Origin of the sequence: Devosia sp. (assembly GCF_028290625.1) — a bacterium.
GTDB lineage: Bacteria > Pseudomonadota > Alphaproteobacteria > Rhizobiales > Devosiaceae > Devosia.
In genome coordinates, this window is the sequence record NZ_JAQGJM010000019.1 from 35176 (window position 1) to 55054 (window position 19879).

19 protein-coding genes are annotated in these 19879 nt (G+C 64.1%); 14 read left to right on the plus strand and 5 right to left on the minus strand.

Annotation, left to right across the window (positions count from 1 at the left end; genetic code table 11):
* Nucleotides 1-66 precede the first annotated feature (66 nt).
* The 4 genes from cobA to cbiB are packed head-to-tail and all read left to right on the plus strand — an operon-like array spanning nucleotide 67 to nucleotide 4610.
* Nucleotides 67-906 carry a uroporphyrinogen-III C-methyltransferase gene (cobA, locus tag JWR51_RS09665; RefSeq protein WP_299746778.1) on the plus strand — a complete coding sequence of 280 codons (840 nt, stop codon included), beginning with the start codon at nucleotides 67-69 and terminating at the stop codon, nucleotides 904-906.
* Nucleotides 893-2182, plus strand: coding sequence for a cobyrinate a,c-diamide synthase (locus JWR51_RS09670; RefSeq protein WP_299746781.1), 1290 nt, complete (start codon nucleotides 893-895; stop codon nucleotides 2180-2182). Before cobA ends, JWR51_RS09670 begins: the two co-directional genes overlap by 14 nt.
* A complete protein-coding gene (locus JWR51_RS09675; protein WP_299746784.1) occupies nucleotides 2179-3642 on the plus strand; it encodes a cobyric acid synthase in 1464 nt (487 codons plus the stop codon). The genes JWR51_RS09670 and JWR51_RS09675 overlap by 4 nt, the downstream gene beginning before the upstream one ends.
* On the plus strand, nucleotides 3642-4610 hold the full coding sequence (gene cbiB / locus JWR51_RS09680) for an adenosylcobinamide-phosphate synthase CbiB (RefSeq protein WP_299746786.1): 969 nt from the start codon (nucleotides 3642-3644) through the stop codon (nucleotides 4608-4610). The genes JWR51_RS09675 and cbiB overlap by 1 nt, the downstream gene beginning before the upstream one ends.
* A 144-nt stretch (nucleotides 4611-4754) precedes the next feature.
* On the opposite strand, the gene cobU is transcribed toward cbiB, so the two are convergent.
* Nucleotides 4755-5309, minus strand: coding sequence for a bifunctional adenosylcobinamide kinase/adenosylcobinamide-phosphate guanylyltransferase (gene cobU, locus JWR51_RS09685; protein WP_299746789.1), 555 nt, complete (start codon nucleotides 5307-5309; stop codon nucleotides 4755-4757).
* 218 nt (nucleotides 5310-5527) lie between these two features.
* Between cobU and JWR51_RS09690 the strand changes: the two genes are divergently transcribed.
* From JWR51_RS09690 to JWR51_RS09715, 6 genes are all read left to right on the plus strand, one after another.
* Nucleotides 5528-6400: a BadF/BadG/BcrA/BcrD ATPase family protein gene (locus tag JWR51_RS09690; protein WP_299746791.1), complete on the plus strand. Its 873-nt coding sequence runs from the start codon at nucleotides 5528-5530 to the stop codon at nucleotides 6398-6400.
* Between the two features lie 28 nt (nucleotides 6401-6428).
* Entirely contained in the window at nucleotides 6429-7910 is a 1482-nt protein-coding gene (zwf, locus tag JWR51_RS09695) for a glucose-6-phosphate dehydrogenase (protein WP_299746794.1), read from the plus strand.
* Nucleotides 7911-8606: a 6-phosphogluconolactonase gene (gene pgl / locus JWR51_RS09700; RefSeq protein WP_299746796.1), complete on the plus strand. Its 696-nt coding sequence runs from the start codon at nucleotides 7911-7913 to the stop codon at nucleotides 8604-8606.
* 60 nt (nucleotides 8607-8666) lie between these two features.
* Nucleotides 8667-10481 carry a phosphogluconate dehydratase gene (edd, locus tag JWR51_RS09705; RefSeq protein WP_299746798.1) on the plus strand — a complete coding sequence of 605 codons (1815 nt, stop codon included), beginning with the start codon at nucleotides 8667-8669 and terminating at the stop codon, nucleotides 10479-10481.
* 61 nt (nucleotides 10482-10542) lie between these two features.
* A complete protein-coding gene (locus JWR51_RS09710) occupies nucleotides 10543-10860 on the plus strand; it encodes an AbrB/MazE/SpoVT family DNA-binding domain-containing protein (protein ID WP_299746800.1) in 318 nt (105 codons plus the stop codon).
* Nucleotides 10861-10862: 2 nt separating this feature from the next.
* Nucleotides 10863-11195: a type II toxin-antitoxin system PemK/MazF family toxin gene (locus JWR51_RS09715; RefSeq protein ID WP_299746802.1), complete on the plus strand. Its 333-nt coding sequence runs from the start codon at nucleotides 10863-10865 to the stop codon at nucleotides 11193-11195.
* 15 nt (nucleotides 11196-11210) lie between these two features.
* Here JWR51_RS09715 and mutL read toward each other — a convergent pair whose 3' ends face one another.
* Nucleotides 11211-13049, minus strand: a complete 1839-nt coding sequence (gene mutL / locus JWR51_RS09720; protein WP_299746805.1) for a DNA mismatch repair endonuclease MutL — start codon at nucleotides 13047-13049, stop codon at nucleotides 11211-11213.
* Between the two features lie 147 nt (nucleotides 13050-13196).
* Between mutL and fabV the strand changes: the two genes are divergently transcribed.
* Both fabV and JWR51_RS09730 read left to right on the plus strand, forming a co-directional pair.
* Nucleotides 13197-14369 (plus strand): enoyl-ACP reductase FabV, encoded by a 1173-nt coding sequence (gene fabV / locus JWR51_RS09725; RefSeq protein ID WP_299746808.1) that lies wholly within the window; start codon nucleotides 13197-13199, stop codon nucleotides 14367-14369.
* A 7-nt stretch (nucleotides 14370-14376) separates the two neighbouring features.
* Nucleotides 14377-14832, plus strand: a complete 456-nt coding sequence (locus JWR51_RS09730; protein ID WP_299746810.1) for a nucleoside deaminase — start codon at nucleotides 14377-14379, stop codon at nucleotides 14830-14832.
* Nucleotides 14833-14893: 61 nt separating this feature from the next.
* Here JWR51_RS09730 and fabA read toward each other — a convergent pair whose 3' ends face one another.
* The 3 genes from fabA to purD form a co-directional block, all read right to left on the minus strand.
* Nucleotides 14894-15424 carry a bifunctional 3-hydroxydecanoyl-ACP dehydratase/trans-2-decenoyl-ACP isomerase gene (gene fabA / locus JWR51_RS09735; protein ID WP_299746812.1) on the minus strand — a complete coding sequence of 177 codons (531 nt, stop codon included), beginning with the start codon at nucleotides 15422-15424 and terminating at the stop codon, nucleotides 14894-14896.
* A 71-nt stretch (nucleotides 15425-15495) separates the two neighbouring features.
* On the minus strand, nucleotides 15496-16368 hold the full coding sequence (locus JWR51_RS09740; RefSeq protein WP_299746814.1) for a patatin-like phospholipase family protein: 873 nt from the start codon (nucleotides 16366-16368) through the stop codon (nucleotides 15496-15498).
* 139 nt (nucleotides 16369-16507) lie between these two features.
* Nucleotides 16508-17782 (minus strand): phosphoribosylamine--glycine ligase, encoded by a 1275-nt coding sequence (gene purD / locus JWR51_RS09745; RefSeq protein WP_299746817.1) that lies wholly within the window; start codon nucleotides 17780-17782, stop codon nucleotides 16508-16510.
* A 207-nt stretch (nucleotides 17783-17989) separates the two neighbouring features.
* On the opposite strand from purD, the gene xseA reads away from it, so the two are divergent.
* Both xseA and JWR51_RS09755 read left to right on the plus strand, forming a co-directional pair.
* Complete coding sequence (xseA, locus tag JWR51_RS09750; RefSeq protein WP_299746820.1) at nucleotides 17990-19609, plus strand: exodeoxyribonuclease VII large subunit; 1620 nt, start codon at nucleotides 17990-17992, stop codon at nucleotides 19607-19609.
* A gap of 46 nt (nucleotides 19610-19655) precedes the next feature.
* On the plus strand, nucleotides 19656-19877 hold the full coding sequence (locus JWR51_RS09755; RefSeq protein WP_299746822.1) for a DUF2093 domain-containing protein: 222 nt from the start codon (nucleotides 19656-19658) through the stop codon (nucleotides 19875-19877).
* The last annotated feature ends 2 nt before the right edge of the window (nucleotides 19878-19879 follow it).

Sequence of the window (19879 nt, forward strand, 5' to 3'; positions counted from 1 at the left end):
CCTCCTCGCCTCGCTGCTCGACTGTGCCCGCGTGGGGCCCATGTCGCAACGTTTTTGGGTGCGATAATGTTCGATTGGATCAAGCGGCCCCGCGTCCGCCCTGGGCATTTCGCCGCGCTGGACAATGCCGATTTCCCCCCCTTCGCCCCGGGCAGCGTCTGGCTCGTCGGCGCCGGTCCGGGCGGTCCTGGTCTTGTCACGCTCCTGGGCTATTACGCCCTCGGCCAGGCCGATGTCGTGGTCCACGACGCCTTGGTGCCCGCCCAATTGCTGGCCATGGCCCGCCCTGACGCAAAGCTCGTCTTCGCCGGTAAGCGGGGTGGCAAGCCGTCACCCAAGCAGGCCGATATCTCGCTGCAACTGATCGATCTGGCTCGCGCCGGCAAGCGCGTGCTCCGCCTCAAGGGCGGCGATCCGTTCATGTTCGGTCGGGGCGGGGAGGAGGCTGGTGCTCTGGCCGCCGTCGGCGTGCCATTCCGCATCGTGCCCGGCATTTCCTCGGGCCTGGGCGGGCTGGCCTATGCGGGCATTCCCATTACTCACCGCGACACCAACCAGGCCGTGCTGTTCCTCACCGGCCACGACGATAGCGGGGCCGTGCCGCAGGCTGTGGATTGGGCCGCGGTCGCCAAGGCGGCGCCGGTGATCGTCATGTTCATGGCGGTCAAGCATCTCGGCTCTATTGCCGACAAGTTGCTGGCCGCCGGGCGCGACGGCGCCGATCGGCTGGCCATCATCTCCAACGCCGCCACGCCGCAGCAATCGATCATCGAGACCACATTGGGTGAAGCGCATCTGCTGCATGACGTTCCGACCCCCGCCGTCATTGTCCTCGGGCCTGTGAGCGGGTATCGATCCTCGCTTGATTGGTACATCGGCAAGGCGCGGGAGCATGGGTTTGGCTAAAGGCCTCGTTATCGCCGCGCCGCGCTCCGGCTCCGGCAAGACCGTCATCACCCTTGGCCTGCTCGCCGCCCTGCGGCGTCGCGGCGTTGCCGTCGCGCCCGCCAAGACCGGGCCGGACTACATCGATCCGGCTTTTCTCGGCCGTGCTGCCGGCCGCCCTGCGGTCAACCTCGATCCCTGGTCGATGTCGCCCCACCGCCTGAAGCATCTCGCCGCCCAACAGGCCGGCGAAGCCTTGCTGATCGTCGAGGGCGTCATGGGGCTGTTCGACGCCTCCGCGGACGGCACCGGCTCTACCGCCGACCTTGCCGAATTGCTGGAGCTACCAGTCATCCTGGTGGTCGACGGAGACAAACAGAGCCAGTCCGTCGCCCCGTTGGTGGCTGGGTTTGCCAACTGGCGCGTCGGGGTCCGTGTTGCCGGGGTCATCCTCAACCGCGTAGCCTCCACCAAGCATGAGCGCATGCTGGTCGATGCCCTGGGGCCCACCGGAATACCCTGCCTCGGCGCTATCCCGCGAGACCCAGCCCTCGTCATTCCCGAGCGCCATCTCGGCCTGGTCCTCCCCGGCGATATCGACACGTTTGAACCCTTCCTCGCCGCTGCCGCAGAGGCCATCGGCGACTATATCGACCTCGATCGCCTGCAGGCTTTGGCCACGCCCATCGCCGAGACCCAAGACAGTCCGGCGCCGCTGCCGCCGCTGGGCCAGCGCATCGCCATCGCCCACGACGCGGCGTTCGCTTTTCTCTATCCGCACTTGCTCGATGGCTGGTGCGGGCAGGGCGCCGAACTCACCTTCTTCTCCCCCCTCGCCAACGAGGCGCCGGCGGCCGATGTCGATGCCATCTTCCTGCCCGGCGGCTATCCAGAATTGCATGGTGCTACGCTTGCGGCCGCCGAGACATTCAAAGCTGGCTTGCTTGCCGCCCGTGATCGTGGCGCGCTGATTTATGGCGAGTGCGGTGGCTTCATGGTGCTCGGTGAAGTGCTGGTCGACAAATCCGGAATGCCGCACGAAATGGCCGGGCTGCTGCCTGTCATCACCCAGATCGACCGTCCCAAGCGTACGCTGGGCTACCGCCGCCTGACGCAATCGGCGCTGCCGTGGCCAACGCTACTCAACGGCCACGAATTTCACTATTCTTCGGTCAAGCAATCGCGCCTGCCGCCTCTATTCGAAGCCACCGACGCAACCGAAGCGCCGTTGCCACCGATGGGCGCCGTCATCGGCCGAGTCATGGGCTCCTACGCCCATGTGGTGGATGCGGCATGACCCGCGTCCTGATGTTCATGGGCACCGGCTCCGATGTCGGCAAATCTCTGCTCGTCGCCGGGCTGTGCCGCGCCTTCACCAATCGTGGCCTCCGCGTCGCGCCGTTCAAGCCGCAAAACATGTCCAACAATGCCGCCGTGACCGAAGACGGCGGCGAAATCGGGCGCGCCCAGGCCCTGCAAGCCCGCGCCGCCAAACGCCCGCCGCTGACCGCGATGAACCCGGTCCTGCTCAAGCCCGAACAGGAAACCGGCGCCCAGCTCGTGGTGCGTGGCCAACGCCGCACCTCGATGTCGGCCCGCGATTATTTCGCCCGCCGCGCCGTGCTGCTCCCCGAAGTCCTCGCCGCCTATGCCGAACTGGCCGCCGACGCTGACCTGATCCTCGTTGAAGGCGCCGGCAGCGCCTCTGAGGTCAACCTGCGCGCCAACGACATTGCCAATTTCGGCTTCGCCCAGGCAGTCAATGCCCCGGTCATCGTCATCGGCGATATTCAGCGCGGTGGCGTCATCGCCTCTTTGGTCGGCACCTTCGCGGTCATCGACCCCGTCGATGCCGCCCTCATCGTCGCCACGCTCATCAACAAATTCCAGGGCGATCCAACCCTGTTCGATGCCGGCAAGACCTTCATCGCCGAACGGACCCGCGTGCCATGCCTCGGCCCAATCCCCTATTTCGCCGATGCCCACAAATTGCCCGCCGAAGACGTCATGGCCCTCGACGTCCCCCAGCGCGCCGGCACCGGCCAATACACCATCGCCGTCCCCCGCCTGCCGCGCATCGCCAATTTCGATGATCTCGATCCTCTCCGCGCCGAGCCCGGCGTGTCCGTTATCATCATCGAGCCCGGCCACGCGCTGCCGCGCAATGCCGACCTCATCATTCTGCCCGGCTCAAAAGCCACCCGCGCCGACCTCGCCGCCCTGCGCCAGCATGGTTGGGATATCGACATTCTCGCCCATCACCGCGCTGGGGGCAGGGTGCTGGGCGTCTGCGGCGGTTATCAGATGCTCGGCAAAACCATCGCCGATCCCGACGGCATCGAAGGCGCGCCCGGCACCAGCCCCGGCCTCGGCCTGCTCGATCTCGATACCGTCCTCACCCCGGTCAAACAACTCCGCGTCGAACACGCCACCCACGCCGCCACCGGTCTGCCCATCGCCGGCTATCACATGCATATGGGCGTCACCCAGGGCTCCGACTGCGCCAATCCCTTTGCCTATGTGGACGCGGCGCCCGAAGGCGCCATCAGCCCCGATGGCCGCGTCGCCGGCACCTATCTGCACGGCCTGTTCGCCGCTGATGACTTCCGCCGCGCCTTCCTCGGCAACGCCGCCACGGCGGGCCTCAACTACGAAGCCGGCGTGGATGCCACGCTCGATGCCCTTGCCAATCACCTCGAAACCCATCTTGATCTCGACGCGCTCCTGGCGCTCGCTCAACCGGTTCGGACCGCCTGATGCAATTTCTCATTCCCCCGCTCGCCTTGCTGATCGAACGCATCTTTGGTTATCCGGCCCAATTGACTGCCATCATCGGCCACCCGGTCATGTGGTTCGGCTGGCTGATCGACTACCTCGAGCAAAGATCGAATAGCGCCTATCGGACCGCTGACGAACGCCGCACCGCCGGGGTCGTAAATCTCGCCATCCTGCTCGGCATAGCACTGGTTGCCTCAGTCCTTGTCCAGCAGGCGTTCCGCGCCATTCCCGGCGGTTGGGTTGTCGAAATCCTGCTCGCCACACCCTTCCTGGCCCAAAAGGAACTCGGCCGCGCCGTCCACGCCGTCGCCGAAGCCATGCGCACCTCGCTCGCTGCTGGGCGCGAAGCCGTCAGCCACATCGTCGGCCGCGATCCACAGGCGCTCGATGAAGCCGGCGTGTCCCGAGCCGCCATCGAGACCCTGGCCGAAAGCACCTCGGACGGTGTCATCGCCCCATTGTTCTGGCTGGTCCTGCTCGGTCTGCCCGGCATTGCGCTCTACAAGGCGATCAACACAGCTGATTCGATGATCGGCCACCGCAATGACCGGTATCGCGACTATGGCTGGGCCGCCGCCAGACTCGATGATGTGGTCAACTGGATCCCGGCGCGCCTCACCGCCGTGCTGATCACGGTTGCCTGCTTCTTCACACCCTACGCTAGTCCCGGCAAAGCCTGGGCTACCGCCCGCCGCGACGCGCGCAAACATGCTTCGCCCAATTCCGGCTGGCCCGAAGCCGCTTTCGCCGGCGCCCTGGATTTCACCCTTGGCGGCCCACGCAGCTATGCCGGCGAAATGGTCAATCTCCCCGCGTTCGGCACCGGCAAGCGCGACCTCGTCGGCAGCGACATTTTGCGCGCCTTGCAGCTTTATCGCGTCACTCTCAATGTGACATTGGTGGCCAGCGTGATCGGGGCACTGCTGATCTGGGCAGCGGCCGGCTAGCCTGGCCGCGACCGGTGTGTTTCGCGGAGTCATTCCCGCGCAGGCGGGAACCTCCGTTTTCTTCTGTCCGATCCCCAACAGAGGTTCCCGCCTACGCGGGAATGACCCGGTGGGACGGGATGGGTTGGCGTAATGCCCAGCGGCCTAGGCCTCGTACAGGCGCGGCGTATCCATGCTCGGCGCCTCGCCCTTGAGCACCATCGGCAGGCCAGCAACAACGAAATAGACATCGTCGCAAATCTCCGCCAGCCGCTGATGCGCCGATCCCGCCAGATCGCGAAACGTGCGCGCCATGGCATTATCCGGCACGATGCCCAGCCCGACCTCATTGCTGACCAGCACGATCTTGGTCTGCTGGACCTGCCCCAGCGTCTCGGCCAATTGCTCGACCGCTCCAGCGACTTCCTCGCCCGCCATCAGCATATTGGTGATCCATAGCGTCAGGCAGTCGACCAGAATCACGTCGTGCTGCTTGGAGGTCCTGATGATCGCGTCCGACAGCGCCAGTGGCTCTTCGATCGTGGCGAATCGCCCGGCGCGGCCGCGCTGGTGGCTTTCGACTCGTTCGCGCATTTCTCCATCCAGCGCCGTGGCTGTCGCCAGATAGGCCGGCTTTTGACCCTCGTGCATCGCCAGGCGCTCGGCAAAAGCCGTTTTGCCCGACCGTGCCCCGCCCAGCACCAGCAGATGTCGTGTCATGTTCAACCCCTTCCGTCCCGCAACGGTATCGATGATTAAAAGCGTGAGCCGTCAGCCGGTTGCGTTCGCCCGCCATGGCCCGTAGACAAGCTATGCGAAACTGTGGCTTTGGTCGCGCCCAACAGGCGCTTATTGTACTTTCGTCTTAGCATCTTTCGCATTATGGTCCGCGCCGAACCGACCCAATAAACTCTTGGCATAGAGACGGAGGCGCCCGCGTGCCCAGATACTATCTTGGCGTTGACGGCGGCGGCACCAATTGCCGCGTCCGCCTTGCCGACGAGAACCTGAACACCCTCGCCGAGGTCAGGAATGGCCGCTCGAATCTGCAGATCGACGATGGTAACCCCGCCTATCAGGCGATCTCGATGGGCACGCAGGAAGTGTTCGCCAAAGCCGGTATCGACGCCGCGCAGATGGCCGATACCTATGCGTGTTTCGGCATGGCCGGCGCCCGCCTGATTTCGGCGCGCGACGAATTTGCCGCGCGGCCCTGGCCGTTCGCCGCCGTCAAGGTTTACGACGATATCGATATTGCCCATGCGGGCGCACTGGGTGGCGGCGATGGCGCTGTCATCATCGTCGGCACCGGTTCGGCCGGTCTCGCCATTGTAGGCGGCCAACGTTTTCAGGTCGGCGGCTGGGGCTTCCCCGTGGGCGATCAGATGTCCGGCGCCATTTTGGGCCGCGAACTGGTGCGCATCACCGTGGAGGCCGAGGATGGCCTGGTGCCCGGCTCGGAACTGACCAAGGCCGTCGTCGCGCAGATGGGCGATAACGACGCCATCATGGATTGGTCGTTCAAGGACGAGCGCAATCCCGCCGATTACGGCGCGCTGATGCCAATGTTCATCGACTATTTCGAAAAGGGCGACCCGATCGCCCGCCAGTTGATGGATTTGCAACTGGGCTACATCGACAATTACGCCAATTGGTTCAAGGCGCGCGACGCCAAGGTCATGGCCATCGTTGGTGGCTTCGGCCAACGCCTGTTCCCACTACTGCAACAGCGCTACGGCGCCTTCGTCGCCCTGCCGCTCTATGAACCGCTGCACGGCGCCGTCATTCTCGCCAAACAAAATTTCGCTTAAAAGCCTGCCCAAAGAAGGACTTAGCCTCGTGTCCAGCCGTATCATTCCGGTCCAGCCTTTCGATTATGTGGTGTTCGGCGCCACTGGCGACTTGACCAAGCGCAAGCTTATCCCGGCGCTGTATCATCGCTTCAAGGATGGCCAGTTCGACGAGCAGTCGCACATTATCGGCGTCTCGCGCTCCAAGCTCAGCGATGCCGATTTCCAGAAGCTGGCCCGCGATGCGGTCACCGAATTCGTGGAAAAGGAATACCAGGACGCCGCGATCATCGACCGCTTCGTCACCATATTCTCCTACGTTGCCAACGATGTCAGCGATCCAACCAAGTGGACCGACCTGGGCAAGGCGCTGCGCGACGATCCCAAGATCGTCCGTGCCTTCTACCTCGCCGTCGCGCCCGACCTGTTCGAGCCGATCGCCGAATACCTCAGCAAGAAGAAATATTACCGCCGCGACGCCCGCGTGGTGATCGAAAAGCCGCTCGGCCACGATCTTGCCTCGTCGATGGAAATCAACGACGGCGTCTCCAAGATCTTCAAGGAAGATCAGGTCTACCGCATCGACCACTATCTCGGCAAAGAGACGGTGCAGAACCTATTGGCGCTGCGCTTCGCCAACACGCTGTTCGAGCCGATCTGGAATTCGGCCCATATCGACCACGTCCAGCTCACCGTGGCCGAGTCGGTCGGCGCCGGCACGCGCGGCTATTACGACGAATCCGGCGCCCTGCGTGACATGATCCAGAACCACATGTTGCAGCTGCTGTGCCTTGTCGCCATGGAGCCGCCGGCTTCGGACGACGCCAATGCGTTGCGCGACGAAAAGCTCAAGGTGCTGCGCTCGCTCAAGCCCATCGTCAATGGCGACGTCGCCCGCATGACCGTGCGCGGCCAGTATCGCGGCGTGAAGTCCGAGACCACTTCGGTCGCCGGTTACCAGGATGAGCTGCCCGAAGCCAAGAAGGGCAGCCGCACCGAGACCTTCGTTGCCCTCAAGGCCGAAATCGAAAACTGGCGCTGGGCCGGCGTGCCGTTCTACCTGCGCACCGGCAAGCGCATGGCCAGCCGCGTTTCGGAAATCTGCATCCAGTTCCGCTCCATCCCGCATTCGATCTTCGACCATGCCGAAGGCGCGCCCAAGGCCAACAAGCTTATCATCCGCCTGCAGCCCGACGAGGGCGTCAAGATGATGATGATGATCAAGGATCCGGGCCCGGGCGGCATGCGCCTGCGCGAAGTGCCGTTGAACCTGAGCTTTGCCCAGACTTTCAGCGAGCGCACGCCTGAAGCCTATGAGCGCCTGCTGCTCGACGTGATCCGCGGCAACCAGACCCTGTTCATGCGCCGTGACGAGCTGGAAGCGGCCTGGAAATGGGTCGATCCGATCCGCGAGGCCTGGGACAATTCCTCCGAGCCGACGCAGTCCTACACAGCTGGGACCTGGGGCCCGACCGGCTCGATCGCCCTGATCGAGCGCGACGGCCGCACCTGGTATGAAGGCGAAAACTAGATGAGCATCGAACGCCGCAGCTTTGCCGATAAGCCGACCCTGGCCAAGGAATTGGCCGAGGCGGTTGCCGACCGTATCCGGACGGCCATCGCGGAGCGCGGCACGGCGTCCATTGCGGTCAGCGGCGGCTCGACACCGGGCCGTTTCTTCCAGGCTCTGGGCAAGACCAAGGACATCGATTGGTCCAAGGTCATCGTCACCCTCGTCGACGAGCGCTGGGTCGATGAGATGAGCAATCGCTCCAATGCGCTGCTGGTCAATGAGCGCATGTTGCAGGGTCCGGCAGCAATCGCGCGGTTCCTGCCGCTCTATTCGGGCGGCGACGAGCCGACGCCCGAGCTGGTCGCCAAGACCAATGCCTCGCTCGCCAACCTGCCGCGACCCTTCGCCGCGGTGGTGCTCGGCATGGGCAGCGATGGCCATACCGCGTCGTTCTTTCCCGGCGGCGACACGCTGACGCAAGCGCTGTCCGCCCCCGGTCCCGCACTCGCCATCCACGCCCCCGGCGCCGGCGAGTCGCGCATCACCCTCACCCTTCCGTATTTGTTGAGCACGGATGGGCTCTACCTTCACATCGAAGGGGAAGAAAAGGCCGTCGTTCTCGACACGGCATTGAGTGAAGGTCCCGTAGAGGACATGCCCATCCGTGCCGTCTTGCGCTCCGGCCAGACTGTAACCGTCTACTGGTGCCCGTAGTCCCCGTCGCGGTCCCCAATCGACCGCTTCGGCCACTTAAGGCTCCACCAAGGAGCTAAAATGTCTGTTCGCCAAGCCATCCAGGATGTCACTGATCGTATTGCCGCCCGCAGCCGCGATACCCGCCGCGACTACCTCAATCGCCTCGACGCCGCCAAGGAGGCCGGCGTTTATCGCTCGACCCTGAGCTGCGGCAATCTTGCCCACGCTTTTGCTGCCTGCACGCCCTCCGAAAAGGCCGCTTTGGCAGGCAGCAAGACCCTGAACCTGGGCATCGTCACGTCCTATAACGACATGCTGTCGGCCCATCAGCCGTACCAGTTCTATCCCGATATCATCAAGGAAGCCGCCCGTGCCATCGGCGCCACAGCCCAGGTTGCCGGTGGCGTGCCTGCCATGTGCGATGGCGTCACCCAGGGCATGCCCGGCATGGACCTGTCCCTGTTCAGCCGCGACGTCATCGCCATGGCCACCGCGATCTCGCTCAGCCACAACATGTTCGACGCCGCCGTCTATCTCGGCATTTGCGACAAGATCGTCCCCGGGCTCTTGATTGGCGCGCTGACCTTCGGCCATCTCCCCGCCGTCTTCGTTCCCGCCGGCCCCATGCCCTCGGGCATGCCGAACGACGAAAAGAGCAAGATCCGCCAGCTCTACATGGAGGGCAAGGTTGGCCGCGCCGAGCTGCTCGAGGCCGAATCCAAGTCGTACCACTCTGCCGGCACCTGCACTTTCTACGGCACCGCCAATTCCAACCAGATGCTGATGGAAATCATGGGCCTGCACCTGCCGGGTGCCAGCTTCGTCAATCCCGGTACCCCATTGCGCGATGCCCTGACCAAAGAGGCGACCAAGCGCGCCCTTTCGCTGACCGCCCAGGGCAATGACTACACCCCCGTCGGTCACGTCATCGATGAAAAGTCCATCGTCAATGGCCTCGTTGGCCTGCACGCCACCGGCGGCTCGACCAATCACACCATGCACCTGATCGCCATCGCGGCCGCCGCTGGCCTGCACGTCACCTGGGACGACATGAGCGACCTCAGCGACGCCACGCCGCTGCTGGCCCGCGTCTACCCCAACGGCGTCGCCGACGTGAACCATTTCCATGCCGCCGGCGGCATGGGCTTCCTGATCCAGGAACTTCTCGCCAGCGGGCATCTGCACGAGGACGTCAAAACAGTCTGGGGCAATGGCCTCTCCGGCTATGCCGTGGAAGCCAAGCTCATCGAAGAAAAACTGACCTTCGAAGCCTCGCCCAAGGAATCGGCTTTGCCCAAGGTTTTGACGGGCGTCGCCACCCCGTTCCAGACTTCGGGCGGCCTCAAGCTGCTGTCCGGCAATCTGGGCCGCTCGGTGATCAAGGTCTCGGCCGTCAAGCCAGAGCATCGCGTCATCGAAGCCCCCGCTCGTGTCTTCCACGGCCAGGAAGGCCTGCAGGCCGCCTTCAAGGCCGGCGAACTGAATGGCGATATGATCGCTGTGGTCCGCTTCTCCGGCCCTCGCGCCATCGGCATGCCCGAGCTGCACAAGCTCACTCCGGCGCTGGGCGTGCTGCAGGACCGTGGCTTCAAGGTCGCGCTGCTCACTGACGGCCGCATGTCCGGCGCTTCGGGCAAAGTGCCCGCCGCCATCCACATGACCCCCGAAGCCGTCGATGGTGGCCCCATCAGCAAGCTGCGCGACGGCGACATGATCCGCCTCGACGCCAATGAAGGCACGCTGACCTTCCTCGGCGACGAAAAGGAACTCCTCTCCCGCACCCCGGCCACCGAAGACCTTCGCCCCCAGCACTACGGCATGGGTCGGGAGCTGTTTGCCGGGTTCAGGAGCCTAGTGGGTGTGGCGGATCGCGGCGCGAGCGTGTTCCAGTAGGTCCTTGTGGGAACGCACCTCTGTATGTTATACAAATGTTTGACATATAGAGGTGCGGATTATGGCCACAACACCGTTGAAACGCGCTGACGACCGCCCCTCGACGAACTTACCTGCCGTGCGCACGAGGCTCAAGAAGGCGGGTGGTTCGCTGATTATGACAGTGCCCGCCCGTGCGCGCGATGCGTTGCAACTGACTGCAGGTCAGGAGGTCACCATCACGGTGGTTGACGATACGCTGGTCCTGCAAGCAGCCACGCCTGTTCGACCCAAGTACAAACTTGATGAGCTTTTGGCGGAGTGCGATTTCAGTTTGCCCTACAGCGAGGAGGAGCGCGCCTGGATCGACGCCGGGCCTGTCGGCCGGGAACTGCTCTAGGCATGGAGCGAGGAGAAATTTGGCATTGCGATCTATCTCCAGCGGCCGGACGCGAACAAAAAGGGCCGCACTACGTGCTGATCATCTCGCCACGGGCCTTCAACAAAGGGGGCGTTCCACTGGTCTGTCCTATAACCACGGTCGGTAATTCTTCGCGGATGAGGGGTTTTGCCGTCAATTTATCTGGAGCCGGCACAGGCGTGACCGGAGTGATCCAGGTCGATCAGATTGCGGCCATTGATATCATCGCGCGCAAGGGGCGGGCGACCGGGGAGAAAGTTCCCGATTTTATCATTGAGGACGTACTGTCTAGACTTGCCACTATCGCGCAATAGGCTGAGAGCTTGGGACTAGCGACTCCGCCCGAACAACCGTTCGATATCCCGCTTCTTGAGCTCCACATAAGTTGGCCGCCCATGGATGCATTGCCCGGAATGGGGGGTCGCCTCCATGTCGCGCAACAACGCGTTCATCTCGTCCACCCGCAGCCGCCGCCCCGAGCGTACCGAACCGTGGCAGGCCATGCGGCCGATGATGGCGTCCATGCGATCCTGCAGGGCCGAACTGGTCTCCCATTCGGCCAGGCCATCGGCGACGTCGCGCACCAGCCCCGAAATATCGGTCTGGCCCAATAGGGCAGGGGTCTCGCGCACCGCGACGGCGCGGGGGCCGAAGCGTTCGAGGTACAGCCCGAAGCGTTCCAGCTCGGGGGCTGCCTCTTCGAGGCGGGCGCAGTCTTCTTCGGGCAATTCGATGATCACCGGAATGAGTTGCGCCTGGCTCGCGACCGGGCCAGAGGCAAGCTGGGCCTTGAACCGCTCATAGACCAGCCGCTCGTGAGCCGCGTGCTGATCGACCAGCAGCAGGCCCTCGCCATTCTGGGCGATGATGAAATTGTCGAACATCTGCGCCCGCGCGGTGCCGAGCGGGAACTCCATCAGCTCCGGGCCAACATCGGACATTTCGACCCGTGCGCTCGGTTCGGTAAAGCCCGACAGGCCAGATTGAGCACCGTACCCCGGCGAGAATGGATTGCTATGGCCCGTGCCGACCACCCGTTCGTAGCCGCTATTGGGGGACACCGGATCGCTCCAGCGATAGTCCCTCGACGGGCTGGTGGCCGCCGGAGCGCTCGAATAATCCGGCGCCGTGAACGCCCCCAGCACATCCTCGGCCACGCTGCTCGAAGCCTTGAACCCCGCCGCCGCCAGAGCTTCGCCGACCGCCCGGATCACTGCGCCGCGCACCGCCCCGGCATCGCGAAACCGCAACTCCGCCTTGGCCGGGTGCACGTTCACATCGACCTCCCCCGGATCGACCGCCAGATAAAGCGCGATCACCGGAAACCGGTCACGGAACGTATAGTCCGCATAGGCCGCCCGCACGGCCCCGACGAGCACCTTGTCGCGCACCGAGCGGCCGTTGACGAAATAGAACTGCGATAGCGAATTGGCCCGCGTATAGGTCGGCAGGCCCGCCAGCCCCGCCACGACGACACCGTGCCGCGCCGTCGCCAGCTGCACCGCGTTCTGGGCGAAATCATCGCCGATCACCTGCGATAGCCGCGCCTCCAGCGCCCCCGCACCATTGACCGCAGGCCAGTTGGCGGGGCTGCGATCGCTGCCGTTGAGCACGAAATGCACGCCCGGGTTGGCCATCGCCAGCCGCTTGACCACATCGGTGATGGCGCCAGCCTCGGCCCGGTCGGTTTTCAGAAACTTGAGCCGTGCCGGAATATTGGCGAACAGGTTCTTCACCTCGACAATGGTCCCCCGGTTCATAGCCTGCGGCACCGGCCCATGCCGAACACCGCTCCGCACCTCAATCCGCAGCCCGCTTTCCGCATCCATGCTGCGCGAGGCAATGCTCAGTTCCGCCACCGACCCTATCGAGGCCAGCGCTTCGCCACGAAATCCCAGCGTGCGGATATCGTCGAGATCGTCGGCGCTGAGCTTGGAGGTGGCGTGGCGCTCCACCGACAGCAGCAGATCGGCGCCATCCATGCCATGGCCATCGTCCTCGATACGCATCAGCCCTTTGCCGCCCATGGCCGTGGTGACGACGATCCGGGCAGCCCCGGCATCGATGGCATTCTCGACCAGTTCCTTGACCACGCTGGCCGGGCGCTCCACCACCTCGCCGGCAGCGATGCGGTTGATCAGGTCTTCGGGCAGTTGACGGATGGGCAAGGGCGATTCTCCTTGGCCCCAATATAGGCGATGCCAGCGCGGTTTCCGACCCGGTTCGCACGATTGCACACCGCCGCAACTGCACCGGTGTGACAGGCGCCCGCCTGTCTGCTATGTGCGGTCCCAGATTTATTCCGGAGCGCTGCCTTGATCATCGAACCCAAGATTCGCGGTTTCATCTGCACCACCGCTCACCCGGTCGGTTGCGCCACCAATGTCCAGCGCCAGATCGACCATGTGGTCGTCAAGGGCGCGATCCCCTCGGGTCGCAAGCGCGTGCTGGTGCTCGGCTGCTCCACGGGCTACGGGCTGGCCTCGCGCATCGTCACCACCTTTGGCAGCGATGCCGACACCGTCGGCGTGTCGTTCGAGCGCCCACCCGCCGAAAACAAGACCGCCAGCGCCGGCTGGTACAATAACCGTGCCTTCGAACAGCGCGCAAAAGCCGCCGGCCGCGTCGCCATCACCGTGGAAGGCGACGCCTTTTCCGATGCCATCAAGGCCGAGGTCGTCGAGGCCATCAAGGCCAATCTCGGCCAGGTCGACCTCATCGTCTATTCGGTTGCCTCCCCGGTCCGTACCGATCCGGTGGACGGCGTTACCTATCGCTCGGCCATCAAGCCGTACGGCAGCGCCGTAACCTCCAAGACGCTCAATACCGGCACCGGCGAAGTGTCCGAAATTTCGGTCGAGCCCGCGACCGAGGAAGAAGCCGCGTCCACCGTCAAGGTCATGGGCGGCGAAGACTGGGAACTCTGGATCAAGGCATTGTCGCAAGCCGGTGTTCTCGCCGATGGCTTCCAGTCGCTCAACTATACCTATCTCGGCAGTGAATTGACCTGGCCGATCTACCACAAAGGCACCCTGGGCAAGGCCAAAGCCGACCTCGATCGGGCTGCCGCCGCCATTCGCGCGCAGTTCGGTGATCAGGCCGCCCATGTGGTGGCGCTCAAGGCTGTGGTGACGCAGGCCAGCTCCGCCATCCCGGTCGTTCCTCTATATGGGACCCTGCTCATCAAGGTCATGGACGAAATGGGCATTGGCGAAGGCACCATCGAGCAGATCGACCGCCTGTTCAGGGTGAAATTGCAGGATATCGCGCTCGACGAGGCCGCCCGCATCCGCGTCGACGATTGGGAACTGTCCCCAACCGTGCAGGCCGAGCTCAAGAAGCGCTGGGCCGAGCTCACCACCGAAACCCTGCCTGCGCTTGCCGACCTGCCAAAATATCGCGAGGAATTCCTCAAGCTATTCGGCTTCGGCCTGGGCGGGGTCGATTACACCGCCGACGTCGATCCGCAGGTTGTTCCCGCCGCCTGATCCAGCCATGACCATGCCGCTCACCCCAATGGACCTCGCTTTGGCGCTTGCCGAACAAGCGGCGGCCGACGGCGAGGCGCCAGTGGGGGCGGTGGTGGTCGAAAATGGTGTGGTACTCGCCGCCGAGCGCAATCGCATGAAGGCGCTCAACGACCCCACGGCGCATGCTGAAATGCTGGTCATCCGCGCCGCGCTCGCCAAGCGAGGCACCGGCCGTCTTGATGGCTGCGATCTCTACGTAACGCTGGAGCCCTGCGCCATGTGCGCCGGCGCCATCGCCCATGTCCGGCTGCGGCGGCTGTATTTCGGCGCCGAGGATATCAAGGCCGGGGCCGTCGAGAACGGCATAAGGCTGTTCGAACAGCCCACTTGCCACCACGCCCCTGAGGTCGTCGGTGGCCTCAGCGCCGAGCGATCGGCGACATTGCTGCGGTTATTTTTCCAGTCCCGCCGCGGCAACTAAGGCGTGGCGCCTGGCTGCGGCGGTGGAGGACTTCCTCACCGCCATGCCGGCCTGATGGCCTCTATTCCGCCGGCCTGATCAGGCCCACTTTCATATCCTTGGCCGTGTAGATGACCTTGCCATCGGCGATGACGCGGCCATCTGCCATGCCGAGAGTCAGCGCCCCCCGTTTGACGCGGTGCATGTCGACCTCATACCGGACGAGCTTGGTTTTAGGCGTGATGTCGCCCCGGAATCGCACTTCCCCGACCCCGATCGCGCGTCCCTTTCCGGGCGAGCCCGACCATCCCAGCCAATAGCCGACAATCTGCCACATCGCGTCGAGCCCCAGGCATCCCGGCATGACGGGATCGCCGGCAAAATGGCAGTCGAAAAACCAGAGCTCGGGAGAAATATCCAGCTCGGCCACGACGTGCCCCTTGCCATGCTCGCCGCCGTCCATGCTGATTTCCACAATCCGGTCCATCATCAGCATCGGCGGCGATGGCAATTGCGCATTGCCCGGCCCGAAATCGCCGCCACGGGCCGAGCTCAGCAGGTCATCCTTGCTATAGGAGGACTGCGGCTTGTGAAATGTATGGGGATCGGCCATCGATTGCGCTCCAGGTTGAGCTGGCTAGCAATACTGCAATGCAATGGAGTTTCAACCTGCAGACGGGCAGACTACCCGACCTTGACCTTCTGCTGGTCCGCCATCCAGGCCTCGATCTTGGCGTCGAGGATGCGCTTGAAGCGGTCTTTTTCCTTCTCGGCGTGGCCGACGATTTCCTTGACGCGCCAAAATTCCATGGCGCCGAACGAGGCGACGTGGGGGCGGATATACATGTCGGGCGGATAGGCGGCCATCATGTGCGCGGTCAGCGAATGCATCATGATCTGCGCCGAGCCGAACCACAGGTCGAGCGCCTTGTGGTCGGTCTTGGTGATGCCTTCGGATGGGTCGCCATTGACATCGATGCCGATCAGGAAATCGGTATCGATGTCGGCCTGGTCGAGCGGCAGCGGATTGACCACGCCGCCATCCACCAGGATATGATTGGCATAGGTGACGGGCTTGAACAAGCTCGGAATGGCGATCGAGCCGGCAATGGCGGGACGCAGATGGCCCGAGCTGAACACCACCTGGTGCCAGGATTGGAAATCGGTCGCCACCACATAGAGCGGGATCTTGAGATCCTTGAACTCGTCTGGGAAGCCTGGCGGCGTAAAGGCGTCCACAATGCTGGTGGCGTCGAGCTGCATCGAAATGCCGTTCTTGAGGATGCCGCCGATGCCGCGCAATTGCGTCGCCCACAGCTTGCTGGCGATAATGCGCATCGTGCCCAGCACGTTGTAGGAATGCTCGCGCAGTTCCGCGCCGCTCATGCCTGAGGCCCAGCCGGCGCCGATCAGCGCACCGATCGAGGTGCCCGAAATCACGCTGGGCTTGAGACCCAGCTCGTCCATTGCCTCGATATAGGGAATGTGCGTGAGCCCGCGCGCCGAGCCGCCGCCGAGAGCCACGCCAATTCGTGGACCTGAAACCGTACTTGCCATGTCCCGCTCCTTGCCCTTGGACCGGAGGCGGTCGATCAGCGCCTGGCCGCGCTGTTGCAGCGGGGTGGATGGACGCTCGTCCGATGTCTGGTCAAAGACAGTTGATAGATAGGGTAGGCCCGCGAGGTTTACGAAGGGTTCAGACGCCGTTGCGGGCGATTTCGCGCCAGCCGATGTCTCGGCGGCAAAAACCCTGTGGCCAATCAATCTGTTCCACGGCCGAGTAAGCACGGTTTTGCGCTTCCTGCACATCGGCGCCCAACGCGGTGACATTCAACACGCGCCCGCCGTGAGCTAGTAAACGCGCACCTTCGCGCCGCGTTCCCGCATGAAAGACTTGTATTGTCGAAGTATCGAGGCCATCGGCACCCTTGATTTCTGAGCCGTTGGTGTAAGGGCCGGGATAGCCCTTGGTGGCGAGGATGACGGTCAGGGCGAATTGATCTGTCCACGCCACGCTGCGGCCTTTGAGATCGCCTGTCGCGGTCCACAGCAGCAATTGCAGTAGGTCCGATTGCAGCCGCATCATCATGACCTGGGTTTCGGGATCACCGAACCGGGCATTGTATTCCACCAGCTTCGGACCATCCGCCGTCAGCATCAGCCCGGCATAAAGCACCCCTTGATAGGGCGTGCCGCGCGCGGCAAGACCCCGCACGGTCGGTTCGATAACCTGGGCCAGCGTCTGCTCGTAGATTTCCCGCGTCATCACCGGGGCAGGGGAGTAGGCGCCCATGCCGCCGGTATTGGGTCCGGTATCGCCGTCGAAGGCGCGCTTGTGGTCCTGTGCGGTGGTCAGCGGCAGGATATTTTCTCCATCGCAGAGCACGAACAGGCTGACCTCCTCGCCCCCCATGAATTCCTCGATCACCACCTCGGCACCCGACGCCCCAAAGGCGCCAGAGAAGCAGTCGATGATGGCCTCTTCCGCTTCCTCGACGCTCATCGCCACCGTGACGCCCTTGCCGGCGGCCAGGCCATCGGCCTTGATCACGATTGGTGCGCCTCGCACATAGAGGTAGGCGAGGGCCGCGGCTTCATTGTCGAAGCGTCCATAGGCGGCGGTGGGAATGCCCATCTCATCGCACAAAGCCTTGGTAAAGCCCTTGGAGCCCTCCAACTGGCCCGCCGCCTTGGATGGGCAGAAGCATTTGAAACCAGCGGCGCGGACATCATCGCCCAGGCCGGCGACGACCTGCGCATCCGGCCCCACGACGACGAAGTCGATCGCCATCAGCTTGCAGAAATCCGTGACGGCCTTGTGGTCGGTAATGTCCATGACCACGTTCTCGGCCACCGACCCGGTGCCACCATTGCCCGGCGCGATGAACAGCTTGGTCAGCAGCGGCGACTGCGCGATTTTCCACGCCAAAGCATGCTCGCGGCCGCCCGAACCGATCACTAGAACGCGCATGGCAGTCTCCGTGTTCTCAGTCGTCACCCTTCTCCCCTTGTGGGAGAAGGTGGCGCGTAGCGCCGGATGAGCGGGTTGCGATGGCCAAAGCTACCCCTCACCCGCCCTTCGGGCACCCTCTCCCACAAGGGGAGAGGGGGAGCAAGAGCCGAATGCGAAGGTGACCCAACTCTTGACGCATCCGCCTCGATGGCGCACCAGAACACCATGGCCGAAACCCTGACCAACGCCACCGAATATACCGTTTCCGAGATTGCCCAGGCGGTCAAACGCACGGTCGAGGAAGAGTTCGGCTATGTGCGGGTGCGCGGCGAGATCTCCGGATTTCGCGGGCAGCATTCGTCCGGCCATGCCTATTTCACGCTGAAAGACGAGAACGCGTCGATGGACGCGGTGGTATGGAAGGGCAATTGGGCGCGCCTCGCCTTCAAGCCCGAAGAAGGACTGGAAGTCATCGCCACCGGGCGGCTGACGACCTTCCCGCGCTCGTCCAAATACCAGATCGTCATCGACAATATCGAGCCGGCCGGCGCCGGTGCGCTGATGGCGCTGCTCGAGGAACGCCGCAAGAAACTGCTGGCCGAAGGTCTGTTCGACCGTGAACGCAAGCGCGAAATCCCCTATCTGCCGCGCGTCATCGGTGTCATCACGTCGCCGACCGGTGCGGTGATCCGCGATATCCTGCATCGCCTGGCGGACCGTTTTCCCAGCCATGTGCTGGTGTGGCCGGTCCGCGTGCAGGGCGATACCTGCGCCCCCGAGGTGGTCAACGCCATCGAGGGTTTTAACGCGCTGCTTCCCAATGGCCCTATTCCGCGCCCCGACTTGCTGATCGTCGCCCGCGGCGGCGGCTCCATCGAAGACCTCTGGGGCTTCAACGAGGAAGCCGTGGTCCGCGCCGTCGCCGCCAGCGGCATTCCGATCATTTCGGCCGTGGGCCACGAAACCGATACCACGCTGATCGACTACGCCGCCGACATGCGCGCGCCCACCCCCACCGCCGCCGCCGAAGCCGCGGTGCCGGTGCGCGCCGAACTGGTCGGCTACGTCGATGATCTCGGCTCCCGCCAACGCCAGGCCGCGCGCCGCATCTCCGCTAGCGCCCGCGATCGCCTCCGCGCCGCGGTGGCCGGACTACCCCGTCCTGCCGACCTCGTCGCCACGCAGCGTCAACGCCTCGATCACGCCGCCACCAACCTCCTGAGCGGCCTGCGCCACTCCGTGCAGCGCCAGCGCGTGCAGTTTTCCCGCATCGAGCCGCGCCTCGGCCCGCAGGTCCTGCGCCAGCGCAGTCAGGACTTGGCGCAACGCCTCGCAAATCTCTCCGGTCGCTCCGAAACCGGCCTGCGCAAGACCGTCGACCGCGCTCGCCTGACCTTCGATCCACGCGCCGATCGCCTGCTGCCATCCGCCAAGCGGCTGGTCGAGCGCAAGTCGTCGTCGCTGGCCGCCATCGGCCCCAAACTCTCACCCAATGCCCTCAGGGCCGAACTCCGCCATTCGCAAACCCAACTGGCTCCACTGGCCGCCCGCCTCCTGGCCAACTTCAGCGCAAGCCTCGTGCAACGCCGTTCCGCCCTCGACCAAGCCGGCAAGCTACTGGCTTCGGTGGGCTATGAGAGCGTGCTAGCGCGCGGCTTCGCCATCGTCACTGACGGGCAGGGGCAATTGGTTCGTTCCAAGCAGGGACTCGAAGCCGGCGACCCCCTGACCATCCGGTTCGCCAATGACGAGACCGTGCCCGTGCTGGTCACCGGCGCCCATGTAGCGCCCAGGAAAAAGCCACGGCAGGCAACTGATAACGATCCGCAGGAAAGCCTCTTTTGACGCGCAGCATTGAGCGCTATATCGAGTGCCAGCAAGGATTTGTGCGATGAACATTTTCGATAAAGGGTTCACCCCCGCTGAAGCGGTGATCCGCTACCTGGATGGCGACTACGTGGTGATCAAGCCAGGCACCTTCGTGCGCTGCGCTATCACCGGCAAGACCATTCCGCTCGATGAATTGTTCTATTGGAGCGTCGACCGCCAGGAGGCCTATGCCGACGCGGTGGTTGCCAATGAGGCGCTCGAACGCTTCGGCCGCGGGAACTGAGG